The sequence below is a fragment of the Serratia sp. DD3 genome (genome assembly GCF_000496755.2).
Map to the genome: position 1 here is coordinate 173,000 of NZ_AYKS02000047.1, position 17,140 is coordinate 190,139.

Sequence of the window (17,140 nt, forward strand, 5' to 3'; positions counted from 1 at the left end):
GGTATATGCGAAGCTGCACGCAATTTATGCGATATTAATGTTATTGAGTCTCCATCTTTCAATAAAAATGATGGATAATCCATCGCTTAGCAGTGTCGCTATGAGTGGTCAGGGAAAGAGCGTTATGAACAAAAAAGACCTTTTCCCTCGCTTGAAGTGCGATGGGTAATAACATAACCGCAGGTATCAAGGATTCTAAGGTGCTGAGATAATGGATTTACTAAAGTTTCTCCTCCGTTTGCCTTTTACGTTGATAAAAGGCGTGTTTCGCTTGTTGGCGATAATCCTTGGCCTGTTGGGGCGGTTGTTCAAGCCGTTGGTGGGTAACCTGGCCTGGAGTGCACCTGGCTGGTGGACGGTATTTTCAGGTTGGGTTAAACGTGTTTTTTTGCGCCTGGAAACTGGGGTGGATAAACATCCGGGAACAATCAGCCTGATACTACTGGTTTTATTATGTATCGCCGGTGGGGGTTACTACGGTTGGCACTGGTGGCAAAACCGGCCGCAGCCCATAGAGCCAGCCCCAATGGTCTATCAGGAAACCAGTGTCAGGGTTTCCGACCCTCAACCGATCAACTTTACGGTGCAGAAAGCCGCACCACAGCAAGTAACGCTCACCTTTAAAAACTCAGCGGCTCCGTTAACTGATGCCGGTAAAGTGATCGATAAAGGGGTGAAAATCACGCCCGCTATTGAAGGGCAGTGGAAATGGGACAATGCCTGGACATTGGTTTTTACCTCCCAAAAACCATTACCAATGGGGGGCAGCTACGAAATCAAACTTGACCCATCGGTGCTGTTGGCACCACAAATCAAGCTGGCTAATACGCGTTATACCTTTAATGTCCCTGCCTTTGATTATCAACTTGGTCAAGCAGAGTACTATCAGGATCCGCAAGATCCGCAAAAGCGTAGTGCAATCTTTAACGTCAAATTCAATGCCCCCGTCGATGTGGCCAGCTTTGAGAAACAGATAGCCATGGGGTTGGTTGAAGCTAACACCAAGTCTGAAAAACCGCTCAATTTCTCCGTGATCTACGATGAGAAGAAACTCAATGCCTGGATCCATTCGCAGCCTTTGATGGCACTGGATCATGGTGGCAAGGTGCATCTGGTATTAGGGTCAGGCATCAAGTCAGTGGTAGCGGCCAATAGTATTACAAAAACCAAGGAAAACTGGGTTGCTATCCCGACACTGTATAGTCTTGCGGTGAAAGAAGTCAGTGCTCAAGTGGTGAATAGTGATAATACCAATAGCCAGCGTGCGTTGGTGGTTGCCTTTAGCGATGCCGTAAAAGACCAGGATGTTGGGCAAGCGGTTAAAGCCTGGTTACTGCCACAACATCACCCTGATGATTCCGAGGCCAGTCAAGATCCTGACGATTTTTACCATTGGTCTGAGGTCGGCGACATTGATAAGCGCATTCTGGCGCAATCGACAGCATTGGTTTTGACCTTGAATGAGGCGGAAGAGGTTTATCAACCGCAGTTTAGCTTCAAATTCGATGCTCCAGCTCACCGCTTTATGTTGATAGAGGTCACGAACCTGATGACCTCATCCGGTGGTTACAAAATGCCGGACAGGGTTTATCGCATTGTAGAGGTGCCGGATTACCCTAAGACCTTGCAGTTTATGTCCCAAGGTTCGCTGTTATCGGTTAATGGCGATAAACAAATCAGCGTAGCAGCGCGTAATGTGCAAGGTTTACGTCTGGATATTAAACGAGTGATCCCAAGTCAATTACAGCACATTGTCTCGTTTAAGAGCAGTGAGTACTCTTCGGCGCAGTTCAACCAGCTTAATGATGAATACTTTACTGAACATTTCAATTATCAAACCGTTATCAACAATGATAAACCGGGTGAAGTGAGTTATCAGGGGGTCGATCTTTCTCGTTACCTCTCCACCAATTCTGATTCTCACCGTGGGGTGTTCTTGCTGACCCTTTCCGAATGGCAACCAGAGAAGAAAAAAGCGCAGACGGCGGAAGAGGGGAGTGAACAGGATCAACTGGCCGGGGATGACTTGCCGAGTTCAGAGGTTCGGGCACCTGCCGCAGGGGATTCACGCTTTGTGGTGGTGACAGATCTGGGGATTATTGCCAAGCGTTCGCAAGATAAAACCCGTGATGTATTTGTGCAATCCATCAACACTGGGGCACCGGTCAGTCATGCTGAGGTCTCGGTGATTGCCAAGAACGGTGTCACCTTGCTGAGTCAGGTGACTGATGCCAATGGGCATGTCCGTTTCCCAGCATTGGATGTGTATACCAATGAACGCCAACCAGTGATGTTCCTGGTGGAAAAAGAGGGGGATGTGTCGTTTTTACCCACCAGCAGTAATAATGACCGTGGGTTGGACTTTTCCCGTTTTGATATCGAGGGTGAAGAAACACCGGTTGATCCGCGTACGTTGAGCAGCTATCTCTTCTCTGATCGCGGTGTGTACCGGCCAGGGGATACGTTCAATATCGGTTTAATTACCCGAGCGGCAGACTGGAACATTGCCCTGACCGGGGTACCGGTACGGGCCGAGATCCGTGATCCGCGCGATAAACTGATGATGACCGTGCCATTAACCCTGAGCAGCAGTGGTTTCAATGAACTCAGCTATACCACCGATGAAAATGCGCCAACGGGCGAGTGGAATGTTTACTTATATCTGGTTGGTAAAAATAACGAGGCTTCCACTTTCTTGGGTCACACCTTGGTCAATGTGAAAGAGTTTGAGCCTGACCAGTTAAAGGTGAAGCTGACATTAACGCCGAATCGCCAGCAAGGCTGGGTTAAGCCTGCTGAATTACAGGCCAACATTGATGTGCAGAATCTGTTTGGTACCCCGGCCCAGGATCGGCGTGTTACCTCCAAGCTGACCCTGCGGCCAATGTATCCGCGTTTTGATCAGTTCCCAGATTATACCTTCTATGAAAACCGCCAGAATAACGATGGTTTTGAAACCCAGTTGGAAGACCAGACTACCAACGAGCAAGGGGTAGCCACCATCCCATTGGGCTTGAAATCTTATGCGGATGCCACTTATCAACTGCAATTGCTGTCAGAAGCCTTTGTGGCTGGCGGTGGGCGTTCAGTGACTGCCACAGCGCGGGTATTGGTTTCACCGTATGATTATCTGGTCGGTGTGAAAGCTGACGGAGATTTGGGCTATATCAACCGGGGAGCCGCACGCCATCTGAACGTGATTGCCGTTGATCCTGCGCTGAAGCAAGTGGCGCTGCCTGACCTGAAATTAGTGTTGATTGAACAGAGATATATCTCCGTACTGACCAAACAGAACTCCGGTGTTTATAAATATCAGTCGAAGATGAAGGAGGTCCAGCTTTCAGAGCAACCACTGGCGTTGACGGAGCAGGGCAACGATATCACTTTGGCGACCGAGGCACCGGGTGATTTTGTGCTGGTGATTGAGGATGCACAAGGTAAGGTACTTAACCGTATCGCCTACAGTGTGGCGGGGAATGCCAATCTTAGCCGCTCATTGGATCGCAATGCGGAGCTGAAGCTGAAATTGAACCTGGGGGAATATAAACCGGGTGAAGAAGTTGAAGTTTCGATCAACGCACCTTATACCGGTAGTGGCTTGATTACGATTGAAAAAGACCGTGTTTATGCCTGGCAGTGGTTCCATACGGACACCACCAGTTCGGTGCAGAAAATATCTGTGCCGGCCGAGATGGAAGGTAACGGTTATATCAACGTGCAGTTTGTACGTGATGTGAATTCCAGTGAAATCTTTATGAGCCCGCTGAGTTATGGCGTTATGCCATTTAAAATCAGCACCAGTGGCCGTAAGAACAGCCTGCAAGTGTTGGCACCGGAGGTGATTAAACCGGGCGAAGACCTGACCATGACGGTAAAAACTGATGGTCCACAACAGGTAGCCCTGTTCGCTGTTGATGAAGGGATTTTGCAGGTAGCGCGTTATCGCCTGAAAGATCCATTGGAGTTCTTCTTCCGCAAGCGGCAACTGAGTGTTGAAAGCTCTCAGATCCTTGATTTGATCCTGCCGGAATTCAGCAAATTGATGTCGCTGTCGGCGGCTCCTGGTGGTGATGGGGGGGAAGGATTAGATCTCAACCTGAATCCGTTCAAACGTAAACGTGACAAGCCGGTGGCTTATTGGTCTGGTATTACCGAGGTAAATGGCGAGAAACAGTTCCATTACCCGGTACCGGATTACTTTAATGGCAAAATCCGCGTGATGGCGATTTCGGTTACGCCAAGTAAAATCGGTAATACGCAAACGTCCACTACTGTGCGTGATAATTTCATTATGACGCCGAATGTCCCTTCGATGGTGGCACCAGGGGACGAGTTTGATGTCAGCGTCGGGGTGAGCAATAACCTTGAGGGGGGCAATGGCACGCCAGTGGCGATTACGGTGCATTTGACACCGCCACCGCAATTGGAGGTAGTAGGTAATGCTGAGCAGAGCCTTTCTTTGGCAGCCAAGCGTGAGGGGGTAATCAACTTCCGCCTGCGAGCCAAAGCGGCATTGGGGGATGCCCCGTTGACGTTTGAAGCCCGCTATGGCGATAAAACCAGCCGTCGCACTATCAGCACATCAGTCCGCCCAGCGATGCCATACCGTACACAATCGGTGATGGGGCGGATGAATGGCAGTAGCCAGAATATTGATCACTTGCGGCAGATGTTTGATGCTTATGCACAGCGTAGTGCAGCGGTATCCCATTCACCATTGGTATTGAGCCATGGTTTGGCACAGTATTTGGCGGATTATCCTTATTACTGCTCTGAACAGATCGTCAGCCGCTCGATCCCATTGATCATGCAGAGCCAACATCCGGAAATGCAGAGCGGCCTGAGCCATGCTGAAGTCAGCCAACAATTGAAAAACCTGCTGGGTGTATTGCGTTCCCGTCAGAATGACCGGGGCGCCATTGGTGTTTGGCGTTCTTCACCAGAGACTGACCCATTTGTTACACCTTATGTGGTGCAGTATCTATTGGAAGCCAAAGCAGCGGGTTATGCATTGCCAGAAGGGATGCTGGAAGATGCTAATGGTGCATTACGTGAGTTGGCCGCCAGCGGTGATAGCGACCTTTATCACTTGCGTCTGCGTACCTGGGCGATTTATCTGCTGACTTTGCAGGGCGAACTCACTACCAACTCGTTGGCATCGGTACAGGCAACATTGCAGAAAATGTATCCAGATAGCTGGAAAACAGATTTGAGTGCCTTGTATCTGGCCTCCTCTTATCGGCTGTTAAAAATGGATGATGTTGCCAATACCTTGTTACAGCCAAGTTGGAAGCAATTGAGTAAGGCTTACGACAAAGGGTGGTGGACGCAGAATTATTTCGATCCGCTGGTGCAGGATGCTACACGCCTCTACCTTATTACCCGGCATTTCCCAGAAAAAATTTCTGAGATACCGCCGCAGGTACTGGAAAATATGGTCAAGGCGTTGCGAGAAGATCGCTATACCACTTATTCTTCGGCAATGAGTATCCTGGCGTTGGAAAGTTATTCTGCTCAGTTAGCAGCACAGGCAGCTTCTTCAACGGAGACATTAACCATCACCCAGACTGGTAAATCAGGGGCGGTGGATCCGCAAGTGATTTCCTCGGTCGTCGGGCTGTTTGCTAAAGGGCAGTTTAGCGCTGATGCTCAGGCTATCCGCTTCGCCAATGCCAGCGAGGCCCCAGCCTGGTATGTGGTCACTCAGGCCGGCTATGACCTTGCTGCTCCGCAGAAAGCCATTACGCGCGGTTTAGAAATCACCCGTGATTACACCGATGAACAAGGCAAACCGGTTACTCAGGTGACCTTGGGGCAGAAGATTAACGTCCATCTGAAAGTCCGGGCAAACTCGAAACAAGGGCAGAATAACCTGGCAATTGTTGACCTGTTACCCGGTGGATTTGAAGTAGTACAACAAACCGCTCCAGAGCCTGCCGGCGATGAAGGTGAAGAGAGCGAGAGTACGCAAGGCGGCTGGCAGTCGCCGTTGGCAGCCACGGGTTCAACTTGGGCACCTGATTACAGCGATATCCGTGAAGATCGGGTGATTATCTATGGTAGTGCGACGACGGATATCCAAGAGTTTATCTACCAGATTAAAGCGACGAACACCGGTAGCTTTGTCATCCCACCTGCTTATGGTGAAGCGATGTATGACCGTGAAGTACAGGCAATGTCTGTTGGGAGCGGTAAACTGGTGGTAGTGCCTGCGGGAAGTGAGTGACAACCTGAGCCCCGTGGTTAACACCCACCTCGGGGCTCAGCTTTGTATTGAGAATTGATGAAAATCTTCCCTGTTTCTTTTACTGCGGTTAAACGCTGGCTGCAGAATATTTTAATGGCGGTATTTTTGCTGGCGCTGGTGATCTTGGCAGCCAGGTTATGGCCTCATCCGCCACTTTCGCAGGGGCTCCCCCTCTCTGCAGTTTATTATGACCGCCATGGCACACTAATGCGCATCACCTTAGCCAATGATGATCGTTATCGCCTATGGACACCGTTAGAAAAGATATCACCGTTGGTGGTGAGGGGGATTTTGTTACACGAGGATCGCTGGTTTTATTACAACCCCGGTTTTAACCCAGTCAGTCTGTTGCGCGGTTTTTGGCGCAGCTATGTGGCGGGTGGCAAAATGCAAGGTGGGTCGACGATCACCATGCAGTTAGCACGAATGCATTGGCACTTGAATACCCGTACCCCAACAGGAAAATTGATGCAGGTGCTGCGTGCTATCCAATTGGAACTCTATTATTCCAAGGACGATATTCTTGAAGCCTACCTGAATTACGCCCCTTATGGGCGCAATATTGAGAGCATTGGTGCGGCGAGCCTGATTTATTTCGCCAAGACACCAGAAGATCTTACGCTGCCGGAAGCGTTGACACTGGCGGTGTTACCACAATCCCCCAGTTACCGTATTGACCCTAAGACCGGGGTGCTGGGGGCGGCGTTGACCCAGGCACGTAATCGCCTGTTTCAGCGCTGGCAAGGGATTTATGTGACTGACAGCAGCCAGAAAGCCTGGTTCCAGTTGCCTTTGGCACTGCGCCAACCGGAGCAAATGCCCTACATTGCGCCACACTTTATTGAGCAATTGCAGCAGCAGACACAACGGCTGGTGCAGTTAGATACTCGTGTGGAGACAACGCTAGATGCCGGGCTGCAACAGCTGATTGAAAAACAGGTGAATGCATTTATTAACCGTAATCAAAGCCGAGGCATACATAATGCTGCGGTATTACTGGTTGATAGCCGTGATATGGGGGTGCGTGCGCTGGTAGGATCTGCTGATTATTATAACCGAGGGATCCAGGGGCAGGTGAACGGTACCAATGCCAAGCGCTCCCCCGGTTCTACACTGAAGCCCTTCATTTATGCGTTAGGCATGGAGCAGGGGGTATTGCACCCCATGACCATTTTAAAGGATGTATCATCTTCTTTTGGTGCCTATGCGCCAGAGAATTTTGATCGGCGTTTTCTGGGGCCGGTGACGGCAACTGATGCTCTGAATTTCAGCCGTAATATTCCGGCGGTGTATGTGGCTTCGCAACTACGCCAGCCAACGTTTTATCAGTTCTTAAGTTTGTCCGGCATCGCCAATCTGGCCAGTGAGAACCATTATGGACTCTCATTGGTGCTGGGGGGCGGTGAAGTCACGGCACAAGAACTGGCTAAGTTGTACGCCATACTGGCTAATCGAGGTTTGCTGCGTCCATTACGTATGCAGCCAAGTGATGCTTCCCCCCAGCAGCCGATACGGTTACTGAGTGAAGAAGCCAGCTTTATGACGTTGGATATGTTACGCCAGCATCGCCGGCCAGGGGATACCTTGGCACAGCGCTCATCCGCTTTACCGGTCTATTGGAAAACCGGTACCTCCTGGGGGTTCCGCGATGCCTGGAGTGTCGGTATTTTCGGGCCTTATGTGCTGGTGGTGTGGGAAGGCAATTTTGACAGCAAAGGAAATAACGTCTTTGTCGGCGTTGATGCGGCGGCTCCGCTGTTTTTCAACATTATCGACAGTATTAATGCCAGTTACCCGGGGATTGAGGAACCCAAGCATCGGTTCCCGAAGCAGTTGAAACGGCAGGATATTTGCTTGGCTAGTGGTAACCTGCCTACTGAGTGGTGTCAGCAGAAAGGCAAAACCTGGTTTATTCCTGGCAAGTCGCCTATTAAGGTGGATACGGTCTATCGCCCGGTGGTGGTGGAGATTGAAAGTGGTGAAGTAGCTTGCCCACCGTATGATAAATCGCAAACGCGTCTTGAAGTTTTTGAATTCTGGCCTTCGGATTTGGCCAATGTTTTTGCGCAGGCAGGTTTGCCCAAACGGACTCCGCCAGTAAACCATTGCCAAGATGGCACACCGCTGGTGAGTGGTAACCCACCGCGCATAACGTCGCCACTTAAAAATACCACTTATACCCTGAGGCAATCGCAACAGGGGCGTGACAAAATCGCCTTCAATGCCGTGACAGATGCGGACAGTAAAACGGTATACTGGTTTGTCGACGATATTTATCTTGGCAGCAGTAATAGTAAACAAGCCATTGATTGGCGGCCAATCAATAACGGCCAGTATCGTATCAGAGCCGTAGACGACCATGGTCGTGCCGATAGCCGCCTGATTACGATTGAACGGGTTAACTGACATGTTTTAGTGAGCAGGGGTAGCAGCCAGGTAGCTTGAGTGGTGCCAAGTAATCCGTATTATGGCTTCAAGCGGTTTGTTGAAGCAGCGATAAAAACAAGCCAGTAACAGGCATTATAGAAAAGTGTATATATGATTGTTTTATATCAAAATAATCATGTCTATGATTTGTATTATTTTTTTAAGAAAATAAGTTAAAAGTTAAACTTTGGCCTATATTTAATTAAGTACCTGATTTTCATTAGGTTATTAATCATTACAAGTTTAGCAGCTACCAGCAGATGATCCTAGCTAACCCTCACTCATTTGAGATTGCCAGTACCATCATACTTGGATACCATCAGCGCTGACTCTGCTCCTAACTCATGTCTCGTTAGCCGCTTAGTGTAAACTGTCCGACTTTATGGGATTAGCTTATTAGGGGCTTTTATTTTCTCAGAAGAGACTGCTGGCGGTGCAGCCTTGTGCAAGACGTCTTACCGTATAGCCGTCCCTCTATTGAGGCGTTTAATGATGAACAGCAAAAACTATGAGAGCCACCGTAAAGCAATAGTTAGCAAGGGCATCCCGTCCGAACTGCTGGCGCGTATTACTGATTCTGATATTCAGGTGATCAATACATTTCTAACTCGTATTAGAAAACTTGAATTGACGCCACAGGAAAAAAACTGGGTTAACAACACGGTTAATGCAAAAGGGTTGTAAATAGGGCTAGGTTGACCGTATTTCCGCTGACAGCGATCACAGTTGTTTTCAAACCTAATGGCTACAATGTCAAGTTCTTGTTGGACGGGATTCTGGGGCACTGGATGAAACTACTGCTGGGCCTGCGGTGTATGTGGTCGCGCTCATGCCTTAACATAGAAAGTTTCAATGAGGTATTAGCAGAGATTGGCCCGTGATAGCGCCTGTAAGCCACTTAGCCGTGTTAAACCTGCTGGTTGATGGGTGTTAGCAGTACAATGCAGATCAACACTACTCGGTTGCATAAATTCAAATATAACTGGGTTATTAGCAAAAGTGATTGATTTAAGTCCCCAATTCAGCAGAAGTACTTACTGAAAAGACATGGCCTTTGCGTGAGGTAGGCCAAATGTTGGATATTCGTCGCTGGATGCCACATTATTATACAACACAACATGTACTAAATACCTGCGCCTAATACCGCTCCACTTTTGTTAAGCCAGGTTTATTGCCAGGGAACGGTGAGGCGGCTTTCATAAACTGACCCACATTTTTCAGCAATTGCCACATTGTCCGGCAACGGTGATTACGTGTGACTGTCTCATGTAAAGCCAGCCACAGAAGCTCTATTCTGTTTACCCATGGTGAGTATACTGGCTGATAAATAACAATAAACTTCGGGTTCCGTCGCAACCAGTTCAATGTTTCTTTACTCTTGTGAATGATGTAATTATCGACAATCAGCGTAATGGTTTTGGCACTTCGATATGTGCTTCTCAGCTTGCATAACAGGCTAATGAATAAACTCGAGTTTTTATGTGTCCCACTGACATAATCAACCCTACCGGTTCCGGCATGAAGGGCTCCTGCGAGATAATGTTTTTCATTCTTGCCCGGTGTTGCGATGCGTTTCTGTTGACCCTTTTTCTGCCAGTCGGCACCTATTTTAGGATTCAGGTCGATGTCCACCTCATCTTCATAAAAAACGGGATGCTCTGGACTGTTATTGTTCAATGCGGTTTCGATAGTCGCCAGTTTTTCCTCTTTATGAGGATCTCGTATGTGCAACGTTGGGGCCGCTCTACGCCATACAATACCGGCTCTTGGCAACCAGCGCCGAAGTGAGCCAGGATGTAACGTTGAGTTAAATAATTTATTAATTTCAATCGTTAACATCTCTGTATTCCATCGAGAACGCAGATAGCCAAAGTCCTAGGGAGAACGCTGAACGAGCAAATCAAGCATTTTCAACATCGCCTCTGTGGGCCATTTTCTGGGTCGTCCAGGTGAAAGACTTTCCAATCCTTCATAGCCGCATAATGTGAACAAATTCACCCACCGCCCGACAGAGGAACGGGCGGCACATAAGGTCTTAGCTACGTAAGTCAGTGTGTTGCCACGGTGTAACATCAACATGGCGATAAGGCGTCTGGCATAATTTTTATCTGGCGTTTTCTGGACAATTTTTTGCATCTGGCGTCGTTCATGTCGGGGTATGGATGCTATGATCGGCATAACTCAGTCCGGTTGTGAGGATTTGTGATGTTTGGCGATTGATCAGATCGCTCAAACCGGATTGAGTTCCCTTCAGTGATCTACTATTTGGCGCAGGTATTTAGGTTGTTGAGTATGTGGCTCTATCGTGACATACAATTGCGGTATGGAAAGGATTTGTCTTGTATCAGTACTTGGCTAGCATAAGAGACAGTTGCACATATGGGTCGATTACTTGGGTAACCTATTTTGTAGCAACGCTTAAGTGAACCACATGAACACTTCAATAAAACGAAACATTAGATGCATTTTTAAGCATTTAAATTGCCATATTTTGATCCAAAACAATGTATCTCCCATCGTACTTGTCGACAATGAAATGTCAAAAATCGTAGGTCTACAAAAAGGAGATTTATTGAATGATTTACAAAAAACCTGAAGTGCTAGCACAAAGCACTACTCAAATGGCTGAATGTCGTCCAAATAATAAGCCTAGCGGAAGACCTTGTAATCCACCAAAACCAAGTGGACGCTAATTAGTTACTTGTAATCTTCATCTCTACAGGTAAACTGATATATTTGGCATTTTTAAGAAAAAGCCTCTTGATATTAACCGGTTAGACTTCTAATACCAAGAGGCCTCCTCGACCTGAACGAGTGAAAAAGCTTAAATCACAAAAAATAGAGGATATAAATGTCATATGATCTTTATTATTAAAGCTTAAAAAAACGATCCCTTTTAACAATTGCGTTTATATATTTTTCTAGCAACTTCTTTATGTATAGTGTATGGCTGATAATTTACTTATCCAATGGTATTCCCTAACCGTCGTCTCATTACGTATTAAGGTATATTGATATGTTTTTAAAGAAAAAATCCAATATTATATTCAGAGAATATGATTCATTTGGTTATATAACAGATAACAGAAATTTTGGATATAAAAAAACGAATGCCAATGAGCGTTATATTGGAGATAAGATCCTGTCAAAAAGTGGAGCGATTTTTTTCTCTGTTTTAAATATAAAACCTCAACCATTTGACGAAATAGTTGAAAAAATAATAAATAAATTTACAGGTGCTGATGCTGATATAATAAAAAATGACTCTGAGGAATTTTATTCCATGCTGGAAATTGATGGATTTATTGTATCAGGAAAAACCCCACATGAATGTGAAGAAAAAGATAAAGGATTTTCTTATAAAGATGTAGAGCAAGAAAAAGTAGGAAAAATTCTTTCACCGACTATTGCTTATCCAGAGAAATCTACTCAGAATTTTTTAGAAGAACACTTCGGTGGTAAACCTCAGCTTACAAGCTTACATATAGAAATTACGAGCAAATGTAATGAAAGATGCATCCACTGTTATATTCCTCATGAATATAAAATAAACAATATCTCACCTGTACTATTCTATGACATATTAGAACAATGTAAAAAAATGAAGGTGTTACATTTGACATTAAGTGGTGGGGAGCCAATGTTGCACAAAAATTTTTGTGATTTTTTAAAAGCATGCCGAGAAGGTGAATTTTCAGTAAACATCCTTAGCAATTTGACTTTTCTTAATAGTGAAATACTTAAAGAAATGAAATCAAACCCACTCTTGGGCGTGCAAGTATCGTTGTATTCTATGAATCCTGACATCCATGATGAAATTACCAAAAGAAAAGGCAGCTTCGAAAAAACAAAAAGGGCAATTTTAAATCTAATTGAAAATGACATTCCCCTACAAATAAGCTGCCCTATAATGAAGCAGAATAAAAATTATTATAATGATGTTGTGGAGTGGGCTGATAAATATAATATTCATGCGGGGAGTGATTATGTCATTATAGCTAAATATAACAATTCAATAAACAATCTTAATTGTCGATTATCAATTAATGAAGTAAAAGAGGTGATTAGTTATAAACTTAAACACAATCCAGATTATATTAAAAAAACAGAAGCAGAAAATAATATTATGGAAAGCGATTCTGTCTGTAGTGTTTGTAATTCTTCTATTTGTATAGCGGATAATGGAAATGTATATCCTTGCGCTGGCTGGCAGAATTATATTGTAGGCAATGTGAAGGATGATACCCTTAGCGATATTTGGTATAAATCAGATAAAATTAGATATCTAAGGGGAATAAGAAAGCATGACTTCCCGAAATGTGTTCAATGTTCAGATAAAGATTATTGTACCATGTGTATGGTTAGAAATGCGAATGAAAATCCGCATGGAGATCCATTGTCAATTAATGAGTATTATTGTGATATTGCAAAAGCAAATAAAGAAATAGCCCTTAATAAAAAGTGAATACATTATGCACTAACGTTACTAAAATTATCATCGGTCTTTTGAATATGGTATGTGATGGGTATTGAATTAGCTTTCTCTGCATTAGCAAACTTTAAATCGGCAGCGCACTGGTATATATCAAGCTTACTTTGGTGTTCCACCGTTCTGACATTCTCAGCTTGTTGAGATCTATATTGGGCAAGGGGTTAACTGTCCGGGGCGAGGACTAGCAATCCGCAACGCAGTGCGCCAAACATACTTGGTCAATCCCAATAAAATCACCCATAAGGACCGCTGCCGCATCCTCAGCCACATGTTCCAGGGCATTGAAAGCTTGGCAACGTATGAGACGATCTTGTTGAATCGGGGTGTATGTGGCTCAAGTGAACATGATGGGATTGTCAGCAGTGAGCCAGTGGTGTGGGTACACCCTTATCTCAAATTAAAGCTGAAGCATCAGAGTATCCCTGAGGCATATTCGGGCAAACCCAAGAAGCGAGCCAAGCCAATTACTCGTTTTTGACGTTGAGTTGTACTGTACCTCTCTCTACGAGAGAATCTGCTTGGATTTAGCAGGAGATAGTGTGTCACGCTCTTCAAGCAGAGAAAATTGGTTCTGCTTGATGGTCTGTTTTTTATATAGAGTTGCTGGAAAAAATGGAATCATGTGGATACACTCGTTTTTTCACCATAATACAATGAAAACTGATGCATCCCTTGACCTCTGGAGTTGCAATGGAATTGAAATTACAGAAAGAATCGCCCTCTGATAACGATTTATTTGAAGGTCAACAACATCATAATGTTGCTCTGAAAATGTCAGAGGTTATTATTAATGAGGATATCAAGATCATCGGCCTTGAGGGGTGTCTTGGTTCCGGAAAGTCGACCATAATTCATTTTATTAAAAAAAACCTTAAGGAAAGTAATTTTCGATTTATTGAGTTTGATGCGGAGATTTATCACTTTGGCACGACAAAGAAAGCACTGATCGATTTGATTTATCGTGGCTTAAAAGAAACCCCTGGGGTCGATAAAAAAGAACTCCAAGATCATCGGGACAGTGCGTTGGGAAACACCCTACGCTATACTCGGCACCAAAAAAGCAAAATCAGTTTCTGGACCATCGCCTTTTTGCTTTCCAGTATATTGTCCATTCAATCATTACGATACTTCCTCAATGATATCAATAAATTGTTCACTGGTTCTACTATGAGCTTTTGGTTGTTTTTGATCGAGGTAGTTTGCCTGTTATCCCCCTTTATGGTGCTCGGTGCGTTCAAACTCTGTGGTAAACGCTCAGAAGATTTTACGGTCAGCGATATTCTGAAAAAAAATAGTGAAGATACTATCACTGAAAAAATGCTGATAAGTCGTGAGGTCGGCACTCTTGAACTCTACACTGCATTAAATGGTTTTATACAATGTCTGCCGACTGACGTACGCTTCATTCTGATAATTGATAACCTTGATCGTATTAATTCCGGCAAGGTTAAAGAATTATGGAGTGACATGGAGCTTATTTCTGCCACAGCTGGAGAAAAACTGAAGATCGTTCTGCCGTATTCAGCTGAACATGTATCGAAATCATTGTCAGAGGATAGTGGGGAAGGGCGGGAATTCATTTCCAAACGTATCCCGGTTAACTTTTTGGTACCACCAATCCTTTCAGCTGGCTGGCGACATGGTTTTGCAACGCTATGGTCCGAGACGCTTGCTGATCCAGTGCCAGAGGCTTGCTATGAGGTCGCCGAGCTTCTGGAGCGTTTTCTGCCACAAAATCACAAGCAGATCACCCCGCGTTTCATGAAAAAAATGATTAACGACATCAAGATCACTTCCCTCACATTGCCTGCACAAGCCAATCACCACGTACTGATCGCGTTCTATCTGCTATTAGTGCGGTATGCTGGTCATCCTTTCACAAACCTGATGCTCGATTACCAAGAAGGAACACTGAATGAGCTTAAGGGCCTGCATGGGTTGAGCGACACTTTCTGCGCAAAGATGCTTAAAACCCAGGCGCAGTTTGCTCGCCTTTACCACTACGATCATTCGCAATGGCGTGAATACCTCCTGTGCATCCACTATCAGACGCATGCCGCATTGGCTAAAAGTGAACTACTGGATGAGCCCTTGAGAGCAGCATTGAATAATACTGACTTGGCGGCATTCATGGCTCTATACGGTATTTTTGGCTTTGAGAATGCTTGGCGACGCCAGTTGCACGGAACTGATCCGGTTCAATGGTGCCTATTACTTGCAGATGTAGAACCTGAAATGCAAGCCAAAATAGCGCCAATTATGCAAGAAGTCATCATTTTGCTTGACCAAACTTACGCGCGACACGTGCGTGAACAATATCATCCCAAATTTGTGCAAGCTTTGTGTATTCTGCAGGAGAAGGGGTTAGTGAAGGGGCATGAAGACTTTATTGCCCGTCAGTCATCACAATTGATGGATGAGCTAAACCGTTACAATGAAGCTACCAATCTAGACGATGAGTCGTTTAATTTAGAGCTATTTGAAGAAGTGGATCGGTATGCGGTATTGACGGGGAAAAATTATCTTAAATATCTGTCTAAACCTCTATCTGGACCTCTCTATTACTGTTTCCTGTTCGGGTACGAAGAGGATTTTTCTGCACTGGAAATAATCGACTTATCTTTGAACTTCTCTCAGACTGCTCTGGCTATCCAAGCCTATCTGTCGGATGACAGTGAGGGAGACATTTTTGCACCGGGTATCATTCGACATGTGAAAATTAACAATAAGCCGCTGAACAGCCTAATAGCTTCGCCAGAGCCGATTCAAAGCGCTAAAAATATGGAGATGTTCATATCTGGCAACGAGATAAAAAGCCGTGCTGCTTTTCGTCAACTAGTCCTGAACAATACATGGCATACGACTTCTTATATCTCGTTATACGCACATCAAGTTTATCTGCTGGAACATTACCCTTCTGAAGTGGCAGCCCATGCACTGACACATATGATTGCCATCGGAAGTTTTACGAGTTATGACAGTTATATGCCTTTTACTAAGTCGTCAGACTTTATGCCAGTATTCGGCAATTATTTGCTTTATTTACAGTCATTCGAGCGCCTCATACCAGCCCTTGAGGTGCCAGAGCTTGCGGTATTAGTCATACCTGCATTAACCTCGCTTATGGAAAATTCGCGCGTGTACGCCCTGTCTCATTGGCAGTACGTCACACAGAGCTTCCCCCTGATAGTCAATGCAGTAGGAAGTCCACTGGCGTTATCCTTCTTGGCACCTTGGGAAAGTCATGTGGTTGCTTCCATTGTAAAAAATGGATTAACGGACCTAGCTCCTGCGTTCCTGCAAGCCATGTGGGCATGGGAGGGGCTACAGAACACTAAGGATGCACTTTATCAAGGGTTGTTTAAACTCATAGGTGAAAAAGATATCCTGCTTGACGCCATGGAAACCTTGCATCCAAATTACCAGGCAGTTTTGCAACACCTGCTTACTTATCAGATATCTTATCCCGGCACCGTCGATATTCTCGCTTTTCACGACTGGTACGTCGATACCGACTTAGCCACTTTGCTGAAACCGTCACATGTGCGTGCGCTGTTCAATCTGTTAACCGTGGAACAGCAAGATGAAACGATAAAGGCGCTAATTGATGTGCTCCTCACCCGTGATGTCGATGTGAAACGGCATATTGTCTTGTTGCAGGATTTTGGTGACCGACTGATATATGAAGAAAATGGCGTACGAGGTTCACGCCGTACCGTGGCTCGTCTTTTCTCATATGCTCCGCAATACCCAGCCGTCGCTAACTGGCTCGACAGTCAGACGTTCCATTTCAGCAAATGGTCGCCTGAAGATAGCCTCAGCGCTGTCACTGGTATTGTTGAGCACAGAGAACACTTTCCCAAGCTGTTAACTACACGCTATGTAAGCAAGCGCCTCAATGAAATCGATGAAGCGATCAGCGAGCATACAGACGAGCATGCCGAGTAGAAAGCAACTAAACGTTAGATAGAAAC

5 protein-coding genes and 1 pseudogene are annotated in these 17,140 nt (G+C 45.5%); 5 read left to right on the forward strand and 1 reads right to left on the reverse strand.

The genetic code is table 11. The features are described from left to right. The first annotated feature begins 211 nt into the window (after nucleotides 1–211). The 3 genes from IO95_RS08355 to IO95_RS08365 all read left to right on the forward strand — a co-directional run bounded on the left by IO95_RS08355 (nucleotide 212) and on the right by IO95_RS08365 (nucleotide 9,358). Nucleotides 212–6,226, forward strand: a complete 6,015-nt coding sequence (locus IO95_RS08355; protein WP_023491884.1) for an alpha-2-macroglobulin — start codon at nucleotides 212–214, stop codon at nucleotides 6,224–6,226. 57 nt (nucleotides 6,227–6,283) lie between these two features. Next, nucleotides 6,284–8,653: a penicillin-binding protein 1C gene (gene pbpC / locus IO95_RS08360; RefSeq protein ID WP_023491885.1), complete on the forward strand. Its 2,370-nt coding sequence runs from the start codon at nucleotides 6,284–6,286 to the stop codon at nucleotides 8,651–8,653. A 510-nt stretch (nucleotides 8,654–9,163) separates the two neighbouring features. Beyond that, nucleotides 9,164–9,358 (forward strand): hypothetical protein, encoded by a 195-nt coding sequence (locus IO95_RS08365; protein WP_235186751.1) that lies wholly within the window; start codon nucleotides 9,164–9,166, stop codon nucleotides 9,356–9,358. A 453-nt stretch (nucleotides 9,359–9,811) separates the two neighbouring features. On the opposite strand, the pseudogene IO95_RS08370 reads toward IO95_RS08365, so the two are convergent. Beyond that, nucleotides 9,812–10,852, reverse strand: a pseudogene (locus IO95_RS08370) (IS630 family transposase). Between the two features lie 838 nt (nucleotides 10,853–11,690). On the opposite strand from IO95_RS08370, the gene IO95_RS08375 reads away from it, so the two are divergent. Continuing rightward, complete coding sequence (locus IO95_RS08375; protein ID WP_037384771.1) at nucleotides 11,691–13,139, forward strand: radical SAM protein; 1,449 nt, start codon at nucleotides 11,691–11,693, stop codon at nucleotides 13,137–13,139. A 717-nt stretch (nucleotides 13,140–13,856) separates the two neighbouring features. Beyond that, nucleotides 13,857–17,114, forward strand: a complete 3,258-nt coding sequence (locus IO95_RS08385) for a P-loop NTPase fold protein (RefSeq protein WP_023492439.1) — start codon at nucleotides 13,857–13,859, stop codon at nucleotides 17,112–17,114. Nucleotides 17,115–17,140 lie beyond the last annotated feature (26 nt).